Origin of the sequence: Kocuria sp. HSID16901, assembly GCF_003989425.1 — a bacterium.
Classification (GTDB): Bacteria; Actinomycetota; Actinomycetes; order Actinomycetales; family Micrococcaceae; genus Rothia; species Rothia massiliensis.
This window is the reverse complement of the sequence record NZ_RBLM01000002.1, coordinates 17,096-35,356: the sequence shown is the minus strand read 5'-3', so window position 1 is coordinate 35,356 and position 18,261 is coordinate 17,096. Positions and strand designations below refer to the sequence as shown.

Sequence of the window (18,261 nt, the reverse complement as noted above, 5' to 3'; positions counted from 1 at the left end):
GTTCCCTCCCCTACTTCTTAGTTCGAGGAACGATGTCGTCCACGAATCGCGAGCGCTTTCGGTGGGCTCGACCGCCCGGCGTTCGAGCCAACGACCAGCTCAAGGAGAGCCGTTCTCGAGCGCGAGTAATTCCGACGTATAAGAGCCGGCGCTCTTCGTCGACTTCGTCTGCCGATTGCGCGAAGCTGATCGGCATGAGGCCTTCGCTGAGGCCACAAAGGAATACCGCATCCCACTCGAGCCCCTTGGCCGAATGGAGGGAAGCTAAGGTCACCCCGTTCATCACCGGTGCGTCCTGGTGGGTGATCCGTCGGGCCAGATCTTCCACGAGCATATCCAGTGTGAAGGGGCCCTCTTCTTCGCCGTGTTCGGCACGGTGTGCCGCCTGAAGTCTGTCCGCCAAGGAAACGAGCGCGGACAGGGACTCCCATTTGGCACGTACCGACCCTGTAGAGGCCGGGGGCTGATCCTTGTAGCCCAAGGAGGCGAGGCAGTCTCGCACCACTTTCGGTGCCGGCTCGTCTCCGGCGGCCCGGGCCGCGGAACGGATCTGCAAGATCCCCTGCTTTACCTCAGGACGGTTGAAGAATTTCTCAGTCCCCCTCACCTGATATCCGATCCCTGCGTCCGTCAGAGCTTGCTCAATCGCTTGCGACTGGCCGTTGGTGCGGAAGAGCACCGCGATGTCCGCCGGGGCGACGCCATCCTTGGTGATGAGATCCGAGATGTCTTCGGCAATTCCCGTCGCCTCTTGTTCGTCGTCTGGATATTCAAACCAGTCGGGCTCGGGTCCAGCGGGACGTTGCGCTCGTAGTTCAAGGGGCGGCGCCCATGCTCCGGGTGTTGAATCCCGGCCTGGACGACGCGCGGTCAACAGCTTATTGGCGAGATGTACGACTTGAGGGGTGGAGCGGTAGTCCCTCACCAACGAGATGACTTTTCCGTCAGGATGTTTCCGTGGAAAATCCAAGAGGTGTCGAGAGGTTGCACCTGTGAACGAATAAATGGTCTGAGAAGCATCTCCAACCACGCACAATTCCTCACGCCCTCCCAGCCAGCAGTCCAGGAGTCGCTGCTGGAGGGGCGAGACGTCCTGATATTCGTCGACGACGAAGTGTCGGTATTGTTGCCGCACCGAAGCCGCGACGGCGTCATCTTCTTCTAAGATCGCGACGGTCGCCAAGAGGACGTCTTCAAAATCGATCGCGTTGCGTTCCGTCTTAAGATCTTCGTATCCGCGCATGATTCGGGCCATGCTCGACGGGGTGAATCCACTCGGAAGTTCCCGGCCTCCAAAGTGCTCTTCGGCGGTATCCGGCGTCAGCATGGAGACCTTAGCCCATTCAATGTGGGACGCGAGGTCTCGCACCACGGCGCGATCCGTGGAAAAGCGTAGACGGCTAGCGGCTTCCGATATGTATTGGGCCTTGCCCGACAGCAGTTGTGGCGGGGTCCCTCCGACCGCTTGGGGCCAGAAGTATTGCAATTGCCGCAATGCCGCCGCGTGAAACGTACGTGTTTGCACCCCGACGGCGCCAAGAGCACGAAGCCGCTGTCGCATCTCATTGGCCGCTCTTGCCGTGAAGGTCAGCGCCAGAACACGTTGGCCAACATAAGCGCCAGAGGCGATTCCGTAGGCGATGCGGTGAGTAATGGCGCGAGTCTTACCGGTTCCCGCACCCGCGAGGACGCACACCGGACCCTGCAGACTTGTGGCCACTTCTCGTTGCTCTGGGTCCAAACCCTCGAGGATCTGATCCGGGTCCGGCGCATTGGCGGACGGCATCGTCATGCCTTCAGTTCTCAGTTTTCGCTTCCTTTCTCGGTCCCGGCTCGTCCCAAGACGGTCTTCTTTGTTGGTAATGACTCGCCAAACCAAGCAGCAATGAGGTGGTGCGCGATGGAGGTTTCGTCCGGGAGAGTCACCTCACCTCGATGTAGCGCCTCCGTGAGCTCGTCCCTGGTGAACCATCGGACCCGTCGGATTTCCGTTCCATCGGCGGCCGCAGTATTCAGACTCGCTGCATGTGCCATGAACCCGACCATGAGCGATCTCGGAAAGGGCCACGGTTGCGACCCCAGGTATTCGGCGTGGTCGATGTCTACCGATGACTCTTCGTAGACTTCTCGACCGATCGCGGCTTCGAGAGACTCTCCCGCTTCGACGAAACCCGCAAAGGTTGAATATCTATCCTCCGGCCAAGCCGCTGAATTCCCCAGAAGCAAACGGTCGACGGATTCTTCGTCTGTGTGAACGACGGCGCAGATCACCGCCGGATCCGTTCGGGGGAAAATTTCCCGTCCCTCAGCATCACACGTTTGCGACCATCCGCCCGGATCTGGGGTCGTCGTTGACCCGCACGCCGGGCAAAAGGCATTGGCGTCATGCCAGTTCATCAAGGCCAAACCGACGCTCAACCAGGTGCTGTCGTGCCGACTCAAAACGGGAGCGGCTTCGCGTAACCCCAGCCACGATGATTCGCTGTCCTTCTCCGCGTCACCGGCATCCGACGCTTCCGGCCAGGGGTCTCCAGCTTGGAGATCTTCCGTTGCATGTCGCGCCGGCCGGGCAAGGAGCAGGTGACATGCGTCGTCGTCCAGTCCAAGATAGGCGACGACGTCGTGGTTCTCGTTGATGGTTCCCCACACCAGCTCAGCGTGATCGGTGGAATCCCACCGAACCCGAGCACGGCCCCCATCAATCAGAAGGACACGCGACGCCTGATCGCTCAGGGCTGAATCCATGGTGACTCGGCGGGGCGCCTCGTCTCCCATGCGGCGAATCGGATAGGTTCCCAACAGATCTTCACCGAGAGGAGGTATGGGCTGTGTTACTAAACGGGGTGGCACGTGATCAGCTTGCTTCCATGTCTCTCTTGTACTCTGAACAGGTGAAATTAACACCGTTAACGTTAGCCGCTATGGCCTCGGCTGGAGTGCCGGGCCTCTTCCCCGTGGCCGCGTCCCCGTACGAGGAAGACAATCCGGACTATGCGTCCGCTGTGGTCCTCGACTCTGCGCGTCAGCGGTGGATTGTTCGGGCCCCTCAAAATCACGAGGCCAGTGTGCGCCTCGAGTCTGAGCATGTGATTTTGCATTCTTTTTCGCCCGGGCTCCGTGCACGCCTGCCCTTCCAGCTTCCCACCGTGGTTGGTTCAGCCTCGAGCCAAGGGCTTCAAACTTTCGTGTACCCCGAGGTCCCCGGGGAAGTTCTCGATATTGAAGAACTCGCCCGACGGTCCCACGTGGTGACGCCGGAACGAGATCCGCTCTCCACCCAGCTGGGCAAAGTCATTGCGACGATCCATACACTTCCTGCGGAGCTGGTCCAAGAGGCCGACCTGCCCATGTACTCCCATGAGCAATGTCGTAAGCGCATGCTCTCCGAGCTGGACCGTGCCGCCAGCACCCGGAAAGTGCCTTCCGCTCTCCTGCGGCGGTGGGAAGCCTGGCTCGAAGACGAAAACATGTGGCAGTTCCGCCCGACGGTGGTCCATGGTGACCTCTCCGAGGACAACATCGTCTTGGATGGAACGCGGCTTTCCGCGGTTCGAGGTTGGCACGACCTTCACGTGGGCGACCCCGCACTGGATTTCTCATGGTTGATGAGTTGCCCCGACCAAGAATTTGCCGACGCGATCATTGAGATCTATTCGGTACAGCTTCCGCACGCTCCCGACCGGTATTTGTTGCGTCGTGCATACCTTCACGCTGAATTCGCCATAGCTCAGTGGCTGATTCGTGCCACGGAGCAGCGCGACCAGGACACGATCCGGGAAGCCGTCTCGATGTTGGAGGATTTGGAAAGCGACCTTCGTGCCTCGGGTGCCCTGGACTCCCCCACGACGCGCCCGACGACGGATGGAACGAGCGCCCACAGCGAGTCGTCGTCCGACAAAACATCGACAAGGTCTGACCGAGGTAACGATCAGCCGACCTCATCGGTGGGAGTGCTCGTGGGGGCCGTCGCTTCGGGCAGCGGATCCTCAAGGGCTCGGGTCGTTGACGCGCCCTCTGAGGAGCCCACACCTGTTCCGACCTCGGGTCATTATCGCAATCGCGAGGGACGGTCGTAGTCACCGCTCCGGCCTCTTCAATCGATCCAAGATCCTGACCAAGTCGTCTTCCCCGGAGATGTGTGGTGGCACCACTGTTTTTCCGTGTGCCACGTAAAAGAAGGATGCGGAGACGTGATCCAGATCGATGTCGTGAAGCTTGGAAAACCCTAGCCGATACACGGCAAGCTGAACCGACTTGTGCTCCAGCTCGACGCCGTGGGGCACCTTGCCGGTCTTCCAGTCCACGAGTTCCCAGCGGGTTTCTCCCAGCTCGTCGTCGTACCGAAAAACAGCATCGATTCGTCCTCGCACCGTGAACCCGCCGACCGGCGTCTCTAAGGGATACTCCACAGCCCACGGTTGCCTGTCGTGCCACGGGCTTTCCCGGAAGCGTGCCTTCAGCTCTTCGACATCCGAATCGACGGGATCCAGTTCCTCAGATTCGACCTCACCGAGGTCCAACATTCCCGTAGACCCGTAGTATTCCTCAACCCATTCGTGAAACCTTGTCCCCGATCGAGCCGTTGCTTCTGGACGACGAGGCATGGGGCGTTCCAGCTGTTCCAAGACCCTATCCGGGTCCTGGGACAATCCGACCAGAAGAGAGGCACTCACGTGTTTCGGCACGACCAGTTCGGGCTGCGGCTGCTCTCGCGCCCGGTACATGGCCAGCAAAAGATTGGTTTCTTCCTCCCAGTCTTCCGCCTGCTTCATATCCTCTGATGTCGCTTCGTCTGGGAGCGCTTTGGCCTCGCCCGTGCCGGTTAGGTGCTCGAGCACGCGATCCGCGGCCCGTTGTACTTCGTCACGCCGTGATGCAACCGGCCCTGGGTCGAGGATGTTCTCTCCGTGGTCGGCGGTCATTGTCATTGCGTTGAGGTCTTCCTCAGATTCCCACTCGCTGACATACGGCCGTGTTAGCGGGTCCCATGGCCAGAGGGCCGCGAATATTCGGCCGCTCTGAGGGTTAGCGTCCCCGCCTTCTGGCTTCGGCGCCTCGGACAACCATTCGGCGCGAATTCCTGGAGACGCCGCCTCCCCCGTGATCTCTACGAGGAAGCGAGACGTCTCAAAGGGCTTGGCTTTGGCCCGCCCCCACCAGCTCGAACTCAACATGACGACGTTTCGAGCCCGGGTGACGGCCACATATGCCAAGCGTCTCTCTTCTCCGATCGTCCGCTCGAGATTCTGTTCCGAGAAGGTGAGTCCCGATGTTTCGAGCTCCTGAGTGGAACGTGCTCGAAGGTCCAAGACGGGAAGGTGCTCCGAGTCGCCCCGCAGTTCCCAGGGCAAGGCTCCCGGGTCGGAGTACCAGGCGTCCGCGGTGTGCGATGGAAAGCCGCCTTCAACCATCCCTTGGAGATACACTTCATCCCATTCCAAGCCCTTAGAACCGTGAACGGTCACGATGTTCACCGCCGTGGGATCTGCCACGCCGACGGGCAACGGAAGCCCGCCTTCTTCAGCGATTGCGGCCTCTAGCCACGCCAGAAAGGCGGTAACTCCCGTGGCCGAAGACGTCACCGTATAACGGTGCTCCTGAGTGTCCGGCATGACGAGTTCGTCGCTACCACTCTCTACCCTCGCGTGGGCACTCGCATCGAGACTTGCCGCCAGTCGCGGCGCCGTCGAACAGTATTCGGCCACCGCTTCGTAGAAGGCGTCGAGGTTGGCGCGGGCCTCGTGGTGGTCGGCCCCCGGTTTTGAGGTGAGCTCGAGATCGAGCATGGTGACCCGCTCTATGTGGTGCAGGAGAGAAGTGAGGTCTTCTCCGAGAAAACCTCTCAATTCCTCCAACTCTCGGTGGAGGCGACCGAGCCGCTCCCGAGCCTCCGACGAAAGGCTTCGACCTGCGCGGGATGTCCACCCCTCGGCTGGGAGTGTTTCAAGGGCTTCGATCAGGCTCGACCCATCGCTGGCCTCCCGCCCGGCCTTGAGCAGTTCTTCCAACCGCTCCTTGGCTTCCGTGGAAGCGCTTTTGCTGACGTCCGGTCCAGCGAGGTCCTCCTCGCCGTCGACCAAACCTTCGGGTGTGGAGAGGTCTTCCTGTATACCGAGACGAACGGCACGCTCCCGGCGTCGTGCCAAAAACCTCGCCCAGTCATGGAGTGCCATGGCGTCCTGAGGACCAATGCGCCATCGTGCCCCGGCGAGCAATCGCATCAAGGCATCGGATCGACTTGGGTCTGAGAGTACTCTCAAGATGGCCAGCATGTCGGTGATTTCCGGGGTTTCCACGAGGCCCCCGAGACCCACGACGTGATAGGGGATGCCTTGCCGTTCGCATTCCAACCGAACCGTTTCCATGTGCCGACGGGCGCGGCACAAAACCGCCACTGTGGGAAGGCCCTCCCCCACGCGCACCGCGTCATCACGGTGTTCTTTGATCTTGGAGACGATGGCCTCAGCTTCTGCTTGATCGGTCTCCCATACACCCGCGAGAACCCTGCCGTCTGGTGCATCCGGTCGAGGCCTGAGACGGGGCACCGCAGAACCTTGGGCAGACCGCACCCATTCGGGCCGTTCGGAAAGTGGCTGAGCGATGTCGTTCGCGGCCTCAAGGATCCGGGCCCCGTTGCGCCAGGCAACGGACAAATAGGACGGATCGGGAGTATCTGAGGGAAAATATCGATAAAAATCGAAGAGTTGGCCTTCAGAGGCGCCGCGGAAACCATAGATGGATTGCTTGGGGTCTCCGACGGCCATCACGCTGTGGCCGCCCCCAAAGATGCTGGAAAACAGCACCATTTGCGCGTGCGACGTATCTTGGAATTCGTCCAAGAGAACAACGCGGTACATGTCGCTCTGTTCTTCGCCGAGCTTGTCGACGCCACGCGCCATGGTCGCGGCGTACGCGAGCAAGTCCCCAAAATCCATCACTTGCATGGCCTCTTTGACGCGACGATATCGTTCGGTGAGACGTGCCACGAGCAATTTCTGCTCGAGTTTTTCGACGAGGGTCCCGCGGAGTTTCTCTTCTTTTTTCAGTTGCTTGGGATGAGTGTTCGGCATCTCCCGAAGAACGGTCAGCGATTCCTCACAGTATGCCTCGACTTCTGCCGGGGTCTTGAGATGCTCCGCGCACTCCCCGGAAAGCTTGATGACGGCTTTGACGAGGGTCGATGCCGCGGGGATGGTCGTGGGCAGTTCCCCTTCCCAATGCTCGACAATTTGAGCAGCCAGTTGGAAGCACTGGGATGGGCCGAGTTGCGCCGCGTCCTTTTCTATCCCGATGCGGAGACCGTAGTCAGAAACGATCGATTTTGCGTACGAGTGGTACGTACTGATTGTGGGGTCCAGAGTGGGCTCGTCGGCATCGGCAACGGGTTCGTACAGTCCCGCCTCCCGCAATGCCGCTAATCGGTGGATCATTCGGTGACGTAGCTCGGCCGCCGCCTTCTTGGTAAAGGTCACGCCCAGCACTTCGTCCGGGCGAACGACGCCGTTGACGACGAGCCACACGACGCGATCCACCATGGTTGCGGTTTTCCCAGAGCCTGCACCCGCGATGACCAGTCGCGGTGAGAGGTCGGCACTGATGATCTCTGACTGCTCGGGGGTTGGTAGAGGCTGTTGGAGCGCGCGAGCGATATCTTCCGGGCTATAACGCGGTGAACTTGTGAGCATCTGGTCGTTCACGGTTGGGTGACCTGCCTTCCTGCAGAACACAACGGGCAAATTTCGGGGAGCCGACATCCGCGGGAAAAAGGACCCGAGGCGGCGTCGTCGTGACGTGCTTGGAATCGCGAATGCGCAATGAGTTCCGCGCAGCGCTGCACGAGCTCAACGGCCCAGGAATCTTCCGCAACGAGCGGCGCTTGCTCCTGCACGCCGTATCCCTTGGTTCCGGTGCCTAGCTGGACCAATGCGGCCCCACCCGACAGGTGAGTCAACGACGCACCTTTCAAGGTCAAGGTCTCCGGTTCCGAGGATGCGTCCGCCATGTGGGGCCCGACTCCGGCGTCGAGAGCCACCTGATATGCCGCCAATTGCGGGTGGCGTTCCAACTCTTTGCGGGATGGAGCAGATTTACCCGTCTTGAGATCGATCACGACAAATCGGCCAAGCTCGTCGACCTCCAGCCGGTCCACACGTCCCGTCAGGATCGCGTCTCGTGCCGGGCCCGGCACGAGAACGCTAAAGGAGCCCTCAACGCCCGCAAGCCGTCTACCGAATTTCAGTCGAACGTCGACCGCATACGCGGCAAATTTCTCCAGCATCCGAACGGCCCGTTGATAAAGAATGTCTGTTTCCCACGTTTCCGGTAATCCCAGGGTGGCGAATCTCCGGTCGAGTTCCGCGCGTAATTCGTGACTTGGTGCCTCCGGAAAATCCTGGGCTATTTCGTGAATGAGCGTTCCCAAGGAACGAGAGCTGTCGGTGGCCGCCTCCGCCCCTGAGGCGCTGACGAACCAATCCAACGGAGACGATGCAATGGATTCGAGTCTCGATGGGGATAGAGTGACCGGTTCATGGGGATTCAAAGCCTCTGCCTGTGACGACAGGGGCAACAGCCCCCACCAATCCCGGGGATGGGCCCCAGATATGGCGGGCTCCCCCGATTCTGTCGATTCCCGCGCGATGCGAGCCAGCTGCCGGGCAGCTTGCTCGGCCTTGACGGGGTTCTCTGTGGACTGCGCCGACCGACGCAATTCAGCGATCAGCCCCCTCAGTGTCATGGGCCGGCGTACCCGAACAGGCTCAAGATCCACCATGCGTAGCGGGTCGACGATATCGAGGAATTCGCTCGGTTCTTCTTCCTCATCAGTGACCGCGCTGACGATCAGCCGTGATCGGCTTCGGCTGATGGCCGTTGCGAACATTCTGAGTTCGTCGTAGCGGGTCTCCCGCAGACGCACGCGTCGAGTCATGCGTTGGGCCTGTTCGACGCCGAGAAGCACGACGTCGGACAGTTCCGGCGTGCTCAAGAGCCCGCCTCGAAGAGTGGTGTTCGGCCACGAACCCTGCTGAACTTTGGCAACGTGCACCCAATCCCATTCGCGCCCCGCTGCAGAAGCGGGAGTCGTCAGTGAAACCGCGGCTCGGCCAGGTGTACGAGGCGCCAGCGTATCCATGGGGAGATCTTGGCTATCGATGTACTCCAAAAATTCCCGAGCGCCAGCCCCCGGTTGCTGATCGACAAATCGTTCGGCTGCTTCAAACAAGCCCAGCATCGCATCGAGATCTCGGTTGGCTCGCTGGGCCGCCGGGCCTGATCCTTGGGCCGCACGTCGCCATACCGAGGCAAGCCCGCTAGCTTCCCATAATGCCCACAACACCGAGTCGGCGGTGGCCCCGGGCTCGCTCATCGCGCGTCGTCCGGCGCTGAGCACACGACGTATCCGTTCCAGAGGATCCTCACCATGACGCAGAGTTCCCCGAGGCTCCCGTTGATCCACTCCCAGCGCGGAATCGGTGCCCCTTTCGGGTTCACGATTCAGCGCTTCCACCATCAATTCATCGCTCGAACGATGGCCGCCCCGGCGGAGTTCATCGGACCGAAGGGCTTGCCGAATGCGACGAATACGGTTGGGACTCGCTCCTCCCAGCCTCGAGGTCAGGAGACTCAGCGCCTGGGTAATTCCGGTATCTCCTGGCTCGCCACTGGCAAGCCACAAGGCATCCAGAAAGGGCCGTACGGCGGGTTCTTCCCGGACTGGCGTCTCGGCCACGGGAACCGTCACGGGAATTCCGTCCGATTCCAGGTGCCGTTTGACGGCTGCCAAGGATGATCCGTCACGAACTATGACGGCCATGTCGGCCAGGGGGCGGCCTCCCCGAATATGTTCTTCGAGGATCCCCTGCGAAATGAGCCGAAGTTCGTGCTGAGTACTCGGTGTCAACACGATATTCAGCGACGCTTCGGATTCGCGGGCCACGGCCTCTGGAACGGCAGGCAACTCGCGTTCGTGACGGGCGTGAGCGACCACCGGAACTCGTTCGCCGATGCGCCGCACCGCCGCCGCAATCACCGGAGGGAGTCGGTATTGTGCAGATGCCTGTCGGACTTCCAACCGTGAATAGGCAGGCAATCGCTCGTCGAGCTCCGAGAGCATTTCGGGCCGCGCCCCACGGAATCCTTGGACCACGGTATCGGTGCAGGCCGTCATCAGGATTTCCGGCGGCCTCGTGGCAGCCGCCGGTGCGAGAGCCGAGAGCAAGCGGAGGATGGCTGGCGTGGCTTCTTGGAGGTCATCCACCAGGACCAACCGAATCCTCTCGTGCTCCCGCCGCACAAAATCGGGGTGGCTTTCGACGAAGGAAGCGGCCTCGTGGATCAAAGCGGAGGGGTCAAAAGCCTGAGGCATTCGGAGACGCCGCAATTGGTCGTATTCGGCCCGAAAGTCTGCCGCAGCGACCCACTCGGGATGGTTCAGTGAGAGCCCTAGCTCGCGTACGTGATCCGACGACAGATCGAATTCGGCGCACCGATCCAAAAATTCTCGAATTTCCCGCCGGAAACCCCTCGTACCGATGGCCTCGTGGAGCTCAGCGGGCCAATCGGGAGCGGACCCTAGGCCCCGCGCGTGCGCTTCGAGCATCTCGCCGATCAGGACATCTTGTTCCGGACCAGCCAGAAGCCGCGGTTCCGTAGAGACCCCGGGAAGCAACCCTTCGGCATGTGCCCGGCGAAGGATGTCGAATGCGTACGAATGCCACGCCCGTGCAGGGGGCGTCGAAACGGCAGCTCCAATAGCCTCGGAGAATCTGTCTCGGAGTCCGTCGGCCGAAGCCCGAGTTGGCGCCAGCATGAGGATTTCCTCGGCGGCACCCGCCGATCCAGCATGCGTGACATATTCACGGGCGCGCTGGATCAAAGTCTCGGTTCGGCCGCTACCGGGAGGACCAACGACCAGAACCGCTCCGGCGGCCGACGGCGCAGAATGCATGCGCTCGGGTGCTGATGGCTGCTGATTCTGAGGGCTCATAGAACCATCACACCACGCGGGACTGACAAGTTAGGGACTTCGACGCGGGGTGAGCCGCGTGCCTGCCGCCCGTTCTCCCTTCCGACGGATTCATGGGCTTCCACGTCCCAGTTCCGGGTACGGTGGACCCATGACGATCCACAACACCAGCGCCGCACGCCCGTGGACCCAAGGGCCACGCGCGACCTTCGACTTGGAAACCACCGGGCCCAATCCGAGAACTGCTCGGATCGTCACCGCTTCGTTGATTCTGGTTGGGCCGGATGGAACGGTGCTACGGCACGGGGAATGGCTCGCGGACCCGGGGGTTCCCATTCCTGAAGAGGCCGCGGCCGTTCACGGCATCTCCACCGAATACGCCCAGGAACACGGGGCGCCCCTGAAACAGGTCGTCTACGAGTTGGCGTCGGCCATCGGGGGCTTATTCTCCGACGGAGTCCCGATTTTCGCGTTCAATGCCGTCTATGACTTCACGGTCCTGGACCGTGAACTCCGCCGCTTCGAGCTTCCGGAATTGGCTCCTTTCCCCGTACTCGACCCGTTGGTGTTCAACAAGAAGGTCGACAAGTATCACAAAGGAAAACGCACGCTGACCAACCTCTGCGAGGAATACGGCGTCGTCTTGGACAACGCACACACGTCAGCCGCGGATTGCCTGGCCACGGAGCGATTGGCGACCGCCATGACCCAAAAATACCCCAAACTCGATCTGCCCGCCGGGGAGCTCCACGAACACCAAATCTCGTGGGCTAAGGAACAGGCCGCGGACCTGCAGGCCTATTTCGACAAGATCGGCAAGCAGACCACGGTCAATGGCGACTGGCCTGTCCAGCCCGAGCGCGAACGGCACACATAGCTAAGCACTTCGGTCTACCGGCTTCACGAGTCATGCTGGCCAGAAACAGAGAAGCCCAGGTCACCGTCCGGAATAAGACGGTGCCCTGGGCCCTCCACACCTACTGATTTAACGGTTTGCACCGGCGGCCGCTCGAGCCGCGGCCGGAAGCGCCGAAACGATGCGATCCATCGCGGCGTCGTCGTGGGCTGACGAGAGGAACCACGCCTCGAACGGCGACGGCGCCAGGTAAACGCCCGCGTCCAACATCGAGTGGAAGAACGCCGAGTATCGATATGACTCGGATGCCTTAATGTCGTCGTAATTGTGGACGCCATTGCGGCCCGTACCAAAAGCCAGCGAGAAAATGTTGCCAGCGGTCTGAATCGAGTAGTCGACTCCTTCAGCTTCCAGGGCAGCCCCGATTTCCCGACGAAGCTCATGTGAGGCCCGGTCAATAGTGGCGTAGGTCTGGCCCGTCGCGTGACGGAGCGTCGCGATGCCTGCCGCCACGGACAGCGGATTTCCTGACAGAGTGCCCGCCTGATACACGGGGCCGGTGGGTGCCAAGTACTCCATGATTTCGCGTCGTCCGCCCAGAGCAGCAATGGGCATGCCGCCGCCGATCACTTTGCCGAAGGTGAAAATGTCCGGGGCCCATCCGCTCTCGTCTCCCGAGGTGAGACCCCAATATCCGGCCGAGGAAGCACGGAATCCGGTCAGGACCTCGTCGAAAATCATGAGGGCACCGTGTTCTTGGGTCAGGCTCCGCAGGCCTGCGTTGAAGCCCTCGTTCGGGGTCACCACACCCATGTTGCAAGGAGCCGCTTCGGTGATCACCGCCGCGATCTCGCCCTGGAACTTCTCGAAAGCGGTCCGCACGGCGTCGAGGTCGTTATAGGGCAGAACGATGGTTTCCGCCGTCGTCGCCGCCGTAACCCCAGCCGATCCGGGCAGAGACAGTGTGGCAACACCCGACCCTGCTTCCGACAAGAGGGCATCGACATGGCCGTGATAGCAACCAGCGAATTTGATGACTTTGTCGCGACCCGTGTAGCCGCGTGCCAAACGGATCGAGGTCATCGTGGCCTCGGTACCAGTAGAGACCAGTCGGAGCTGATCGATCGCGTTGCCGTCTCCGGCGGCACGATTGATCCGGTCGACGACCGTCTCGGCAAGTTCGGCCTCCCCCACCGTACTGGCGCCAAAGGACAAGCCGTGGTCGACCGCCGCATGGACCGCTTCGATGACCGGCTCGTATTTGTGGCCCAGCAATGCCGGCCCCCAAGAACCCACCAGGTCCACGTATTCACGGCCATCCGCATCCCGGACATACGGGCCATCCGCATCGACAATGAACGGTGGCACCCCACCGACCGAGTTGAACGCGCGCACCGGCGAGTTCACTCCACCGGGAATCACCCGGCGCGAACGATCAAATAATTCTTCTGAGACGGTCACGTCGTCCTCCTGCAATTGGTTTGTTTAGTTTCGGGCGGTCGGTGCTTAGCGCTGTCCCGCCGCAAGCCAGCCCGCGACTTCGGTTGCGTAGTACGTGAAGATCACATCAGCGCCGGCCCGACGAATGCCGGTCAGAATCTCAAGGATGAGCCGTTGACGGTCGACCCATCCATTGGCGGCCGCGGCCTCAATCATCGCGTACTCGCCCGAGACTTGGTAAGCGGCAACGGGCACGGGGGAAAAATCCGCAACTTCCCGCACGATATCCAGGTAGGACATGGCGGGCTTGACCATGACCATGTCCGCGCCCTCGTCCAGGTCGAGCTGGGTCTCCAAAAGGGACTCACGCCGATTGGCAGGGTCTTGTTGGTAAGTCTTTCGGTCGCCTTGCAATGAGGAGCCGACGGCGTCACGGAAAGGCCCGAAGAAGGCAGAGGCGTATTTGGCGGAGTACGCCATGATGGAGACGTCCTCGAAGCCTTGCGAGTCCAGTGCCGAGCGGATGCCCGCGATCTGACCATCCATCATTCCTGAAGGGCTGACGACATGGGCACCCGCCTGCGCTTGGGCCACGGCCATGCGCTCGTACAGTTCCACGCTGCGGTCGTTGTCCACCACGACGTCGCCAGTCGGGCTCTTCACGATCGGACCGCAATGGCCATGATCGGTAAATTCGTCGAGGCACGTGTCAGCCATGACGATCACTCGGTCACCGAATTCGTCACGCACGGCGCGGATAGCCCGGTTCAGAATCCCCTGAGGATCCCATGCCACCGATCCTTCGGCGTCTTTGTCCTCGTCACGCGGGACGCCAAAGAGGTCAACGCACTTCACCCCAGCGTCTACGGCCTCGTGAACCGCATTGACCAGGGACTCGAGCGTGTGCTGGTACTGGCCCGGCATGGAGGTGATCTCAACTGGCTCATCGATGCCGTCCCGCACGAACAGAACCTGGATCAGGTCCTCAGCGTGCAGGCGGGTTTCCGCGACGATATCTCGCATGGCGGCCGAGTTTCTGAGCCTCCGCGGTCGGCGGGTGAGGTCAAGTCCTTGTCGCGTTGCGTCATACTTCACGTTCATCACTACTTTCTCTCCTACTACGTTCGTTGTGCTCAAGGCTCAAGATCTCGGCGACGGATCGTGCCAAGTCCTCAGGTTTCGTGCCCTGGGACGTCACAAAATTCACTCCACGTTTTTTCGCGACGGCGGCGGTCGTGGCTCCTATACACACCACCGGAACCGTCAGGTTTCCTAAGGAGCACAGGGCCTCCAAGAGTTTGGGAGAAGTCGCAATCACCGCAGAAATCATTCCGTTGGCCACGTAATCTGCCGTTTCGGAGCGGCCCACAACAATGGGGCTTTCTGCCGTCGGTTCAGGGCGCGGGATCAGCGGTGTGTCTACGGGATACGGCCGCCTCTCATAAACAACGGCGTCGGTCACGTGGTGTCCAGCCGCTCGCAATCCGTCGCCAAGCTCCGGACGGGCAGGGCGCCCTTGAACGCACAGAATGGACCTCCCCGGTTCCTCTCCCAAGAACTGTTTGAGTTCGGCGACCATTCCCTGGCCACGGTGTGTGGACGCGGTCCGGGGCTCACCCAAGCCTGCCTCGATGGCTGCGGTTCGAGTCGCGGGGCCCACGCACCACACGGATCCAGCGATTTCTCGAAAATCCGTGCCCCCGGGGGCCCTCCGGCAGACATCCACCAAGCCCCAAACGCCATTGGCGCTAGTCAGTGTGAGGACGTCATAGGGACCACCGGTGATGGATTCGAGTGCGATCTTGAAACCATCACCACTAACGGGGCGGGCCTCATGGAGCGGGGACAAGACCGGTTCCACGCCGTATTCCCGCAAGAGATCGACGAGCGGCCCGGCCCGCTCAGGCCCACGGGTGACCAGCACCCGTGGGGTTCCCGTGCGCCCGGTGTTTCGGCTCCCGACGCCGCTCAATCCAGGGTCAACTCCGTGAATCGTCCGGCGCCGCGCTCCAGGAGAAGTTCGGCGACCTCCGTGCCGAGCTGAACGGCGGATTCGACCGAGGCATTCGCGGCCTGACCGCGCTCCCTCAAAGATTCGGTTCCCCGAGGATGCGCAACCACGGCATCGAGGATGAGCTCGTTATCGTGGATTTCCGCATGCGCTCCAATCGGTGCGGCACAACCAGCCTCGAGCCTCAGCAGCAACGAGCGCTCCGCGATCACGGCGATCTTGGTCGAGGCATCCTCGATGACGGACATTGCTTGGAGAACGTCGTCAGGAGTATCCCCTGTACGGTACTCAATCGCGAGGCATCCCTGACCGGCGGCCGGCAGAACTCGATCGACCTCGAGGAACTCGGTCGCGACGTCGGCCAGACCAAGACGTCGAAGGCCCGCCGCGGCAAGTACCACGGCATCGAGGTCGCCGTGGGTTCCCCGGCCAACTCCCGAATCTCGCGAGGCGAAATGTTCCAGGCCTCGAACTCGGGACAGCCGCGTACCGACGTTGCCGCGAATGTCGGTTACGGTGCAGTCCGGACGTATCGCGCGACTCTGCGCGGCACGGCGGGGCGATCCGGTACCGATGGTCGCGCCTTCCGGCAGGTCGTCAAGCTTGAGCCCGTCGCGGCCCACCAAAGCGTCCCGAGGATCCTCTCGGGGCGGATATGCCAACGATAGTTTCCCGTCGAAGAGGTCTTTCGTCGGCAAATCCTTCAACGAGTGCACGGCCAGATCAACATCACCCTCCAGCAGCTGCTGGCGGAGCGCTGCCGCGAAGACCCCGGTGCCCCCGAGCTGCGCCAGCGGACCCGAGGTGACGTCACCGGTGGTAGTCACCGTCACGAGCTCCGCGGGAACGCCGGCTGCGGTCAGCAGGTCTGCAACGTGCTGTGACTGCGTCGTGGCCAGAGTCGAGGCTCGTGTGCCGACCAAAACGGGACTCATACGGTGGTGGTTTCCTCTCGAACGGATCCGTCGTATTCGGCGATGACAGGCTTTCGCGCGGCCGCCCGCGCGGGAAGGCAACAGTCAGGATCGCACCGGTCAAACCAGCCTTTGCCACCGCACGCGGAGGGCCTGGCCTCCTCGAGAATTCGAGGATCCCGCGAGGTGGCGGTTTCCGTGTGGCGTTCCGCGATGAGATCTCGTAAGGAACGCACGTACGCAGGGTGCGTCCCTGGCGTCGGAACGCGGACGGCCAGGATGCCCAGCTCGTCGCAGGTCTCCATCGCTTCGGTATCCAAGTCCCATTTGACCTCCATATGGTCGGAGACGAATCCGAGCGGAACAATGACGACGCCGTCGACCGTGCCCTTTAACGCCTCGAGAGCATCGTTGATATCGGGCTCCAGCCATGGAGTGGACGGCGAGCCCGACCGGGACTGATAGGCCAATTCCCAGTCGCAGTTTTCGAGCAAATGTGAATCTACTGCCTCGACTCCCCGCAAGATTGCCCGCGCAGCTTCGAGGTGTTTCTCAACGTAGGCCGAACCACCCTCATACTCCACGCCTCGCGGGCCGGCCTCGTTGGCAGCCGTCGTCGGGATCGAGTGGGTACAAAAGACGATGCGGATCCGGTCATGACCTGCGGCAACCTTCGACGCCTCAGCGATCTTGGTGCGGACCTCCCGCAGCCCCGACGTGAGCCCGTCAACGAAAGACTCGATGAAGCCGGGGGCATCGTAATGCTGCCGGAGCTTGTCGACCTGCATCTCTCCCGTGAGTCCCAGTTCTTCGAGGGCAACGCCATAGTCCTCCCGATACTGACGGCAACTCGAATAGCCTGGATACGCGCTCGTCGCCAAGACCAGCAACTTGCGGTAACCCCGCTCGTGAGCATCTTTCACCACGTCAGCGACGTACGGCGACCAGTTTCTGTTGGCCCACAAGACCGGCACATGTGGGCCGTGCTCGTCCAGCTCTGCTCGGAGTGCCTCGAGAAGACGACGGTTCTGCTCGTTAATCGGGCTCACGCCTCCGTTGGCCCGGTAGTGGGTGGCCACTTCTTCGAGTCGTTCGTCCGGAATGCCACGACCGGCAGTCACATTACGCAAGAACGGGATGACATCGTCCTGTCCCTCGGGCCCGCCGAAGGAGGACAGAATGATGGCGTCGTAGTCCTCGGGAGCCTGTGCCCGGGGGCGGTCGATGCTCCGCTCGGAGACCATGTCGGTGGTCGCGTCCAGGGTGCTCGGACCATTGGTCGCCGTATTTTCCGGATCCGTCCGATTGGGAATCGGGGCGGTGTCGAATTGGCTCATCGAAGGACCTCGATAGCTTCGGCAGCATCGATACGACGACCCGTGTAGAACGGCGTCTCCTCCCGCACGTGAAGCCTCGCCTCGGTGTTCCGGAAATGCCTCATCAAGTCCACGAGATCCACGAGCTCCGGGGCCTCCAAGGCCAAAACCCACTCATAATCGTTGAGGGCGAACGTTGCGATGGTGTTCGCCAAAACCTGTGGGTAGTCGCGGCCCTTCATCCCGTGATTCTTGAGCATTTCGGACCGGTGCTTCTCGTCCATGTAATACCAGTCCCAGGACCGAACGAACGGGTACACGCAGACCCACGCCTCGGGGTCGATGCCCTTGGCGAAGGATGGTGCGTGGTTACGAGTGAACTCCGCGTCGCGGTGCACGCCCATGGTGGACCAGACGATGTCGGTACGTGAAAGCGCTCGGGTGCGACGCAGCTGACGCACGGCCGCTTGGAGATCCTCAGGATTCTCGCCGTGTGTCCATACCATCACGTCGGCGTTCGCCCGCATGCCGGAAACGTCGTAGAGGCCTCGGACGGTTACGCCCTGTGCCTCGAGGCCCTGCAAGGTCTGGTTCAGTTCGTCGACGTCGGCCTGGCTCTCTGAGACGTCAGCTTCTGAACCACGACGAGCGAAAACGGTGTAGAGCGCATAGTAGAGGCGATCATCGCCGGTAGCGGCCCTGGAGTTTCCGGAGACGCTTTCCGTATTGTGCTCAGTCATTGCTGATGTGTCCTTTCA

At 61.5% G+C, this 18,261-nt stretch carries 12 protein-coding genes; 2 read left to right on the top strand and 10 right to left on the bottom strand.

From position 1 onward, the window contains the following. Window positions 1-10 precede the first annotated feature (10 nt). The gene (locus D8M21_RS02365) at window positions 11-1,792 is read right to left on the bottom strand and encodes an ATP-dependent helicase (protein ID WP_126855633.1); all 1,782 of its coding nucleotides are present in this window, start codon (window positions 1,790-1,792) and stop codon (window positions 11-13) included. Between the two features lie 11 nt (window positions 1,793-1,803). Further along, a complete protein-coding gene (gene nudC / locus D8M21_RS02360) occupies window positions 1,804-2,775 on the bottom strand; it encodes an NAD(+) diphosphatase (protein ID WP_126855632.1) in 972 nt (323 codons plus the stop codon). Between the two features lie 146 nt (window positions 2,776-2,921). On the opposite strand from nudC, the gene D8M21_RS02355 reads away from it, so the two are divergent. Next, window positions 2,922-4,076, top strand: coding sequence for a phosphotransferase (locus D8M21_RS02355; RefSeq protein ID WP_065424262.1), 1,155 nt, complete (start codon window positions 2,922-2,924; stop codon window positions 4,074-4,076). Here D8M21_RS02355 and D8M21_RS02350 read toward each other — a convergent pair whose 3' ends face one another. After that, window positions 4,077-7,697 (bottom strand): ATP-dependent DNA helicase, encoded by a 3,621-nt coding sequence (locus tag D8M21_RS02350; protein WP_161970368.1) that lies wholly within the window; start codon window positions 7,695-7,697, stop codon window positions 4,077-4,079. Beyond that, window positions 7,694-10,987, bottom strand: coding sequence for an ATP-dependent DNA helicase (locus D8M21_RS02345; protein ID WP_238650990.1), 3,294 nt, complete (start codon window positions 10,985-10,987; stop codon window positions 7,694-7,696). The genes D8M21_RS02350 and D8M21_RS02345 overlap by 4 nt, the downstream gene beginning before the upstream one ends. 130 nt (window positions 10,988-11,117) lie before the next feature. Between D8M21_RS02345 and D8M21_RS02340 the strand changes: the two genes are divergently transcribed. Beyond that, the gene (locus D8M21_RS02340) at window positions 11,118-11,843 is read left to right on the top strand and encodes a 3'-5' exonuclease (RefSeq protein ID WP_048680370.1); all 726 of its coding nucleotides are present in this window, start codon (window positions 11,118-11,120) and stop codon (window positions 11,841-11,843) included. Window positions 11,844-11,951: 108 nt separating this feature from the next. Here D8M21_RS02340 and hemL read toward each other — a convergent pair whose 3' ends face one another. From hemL to hemQ, 6 genes are read right to left on the bottom strand one after another with little or no spacing between them, the layout of a single operon-like run. Then, window positions 11,952-13,283 carry a glutamate-1-semialdehyde 2,1-aminomutase gene (hemL, locus tag D8M21_RS02335; RefSeq protein ID WP_126855630.1) on the bottom strand — a complete coding sequence of 444 codons (1,332 nt, stop codon included), beginning with the start codon at window positions 13,281-13,283 and terminating at the stop codon, window positions 11,952-11,954. Between the two features lie 45 nt (window positions 13,284-13,328). Continuing rightward, entirely contained in the window at window positions 13,329-14,363 is a 1,035-nt protein-coding gene (gene hemB / locus D8M21_RS02330; protein WP_048680376.1) for a porphobilinogen synthase, read from the bottom strand. Continuing rightward, complete coding sequence (locus tag D8M21_RS02325; protein ID WP_161970367.1) at window positions 14,347-15,234, bottom strand: uroporphyrinogen-III synthase; 888 nt, start codon at window positions 15,232-15,234, stop codon at window positions 14,347-14,349. The genes hemB and D8M21_RS02325 overlap by 17 nt, the downstream gene beginning before the upstream one ends. After that, entirely contained in the window at window positions 15,231-16,208 is a 978-nt protein-coding gene (gene hemC, locus D8M21_RS02320; protein ID WP_126855628.1) for a hydroxymethylbilane synthase, read from the bottom strand. Before hemC ends, D8M21_RS02325 begins: the two co-directional genes overlap by 4 nt. Further along, window positions 16,205-17,524, bottom strand: a complete 1,320-nt coding sequence (locus D8M21_RS02315; RefSeq protein WP_238650987.1) for a ferrochelatase — start codon at window positions 17,522-17,524, stop codon at window positions 16,205-16,207. The genes hemC and D8M21_RS02315 overlap by 4 nt, the downstream gene beginning before the upstream one ends. After that, complete coding sequence (hemQ, locus tag D8M21_RS02310; RefSeq protein ID WP_048680393.1) at window positions 17,521-18,243, bottom strand: hydrogen peroxide-dependent heme synthase; 723 nt, start codon at window positions 18,241-18,243, stop codon at window positions 17,521-17,523. The genes D8M21_RS02315 and hemQ overlap by 4 nt, the downstream gene beginning before the upstream one ends. Window positions 18,244-18,261: the final 18 nt, after the last annotated feature.

What these genes read in the sequence shown, in the direction of transcription:
- D8M21_RS02355 (WP_065424262.1), top strand. Translation starts at nt 2,922, where the DNA reads ATGGCCTCGGCTGGAGTGCCGGGCCTCTTCCCCGTGGCCGCGTCCCCG.
- D8M21_RS02315 (WP_238650987.1), bottom strand. Translation starts at nt 17,524, where the DNA reads ATGAGCCAATTCGACACCGCCCCGATTCCCAATCGGACGGATCCGGAA.
- hemB (WP_048680376.1), bottom strand. Translation starts at nt 14,363, where the DNA reads ATGAACGTGAAGTATGACGCAACGCGACAAGGACTTGACCTCACCCGC.
- nudC (WP_126855632.1), bottom strand. Translation starts at nt 2,775, where the DNA reads ATGGGAGACGAGGCGCCCCGCCGAGTCACCATGGATTCAGCCCTGAGC.
- D8M21_RS02365 (WP_126855633.1), bottom strand. Translation starts at nt 1,792, where the DNA reads ATGACGATGCCGTCCGCCAATGCGCCGGACCCGGATCAGATCCTCGAG.
- hemQ (WP_048680393.1), bottom strand. Translation starts at nt 18,243, where the DNA reads ATGACTGAGCACAATACGGAAAGCGTCTCCGGAAACTCCAGGGCCGCT.
- hemC (WP_126855628.1), bottom strand. Translation starts at nt 16,208, where the DNA reads ATGAGTCCCGTTTTGGTCGGCACACGAGCCTCGACTCTGGCCACGACG.
- D8M21_RS02340 (WP_048680370.1), top strand. Translation starts at nt 11,118, where the DNA reads ATGACGATCCACAACACCAGCGCCGCACGCCCGTGGACCCAAGGGCCA.
- D8M21_RS02345 (WP_238650990.1), bottom strand. Translation starts at nt 10,987, where the DNA reads ATGAGCCCTCAGAATCAGCAGCCATCAGCACCCGAGCGCATGCATTCT.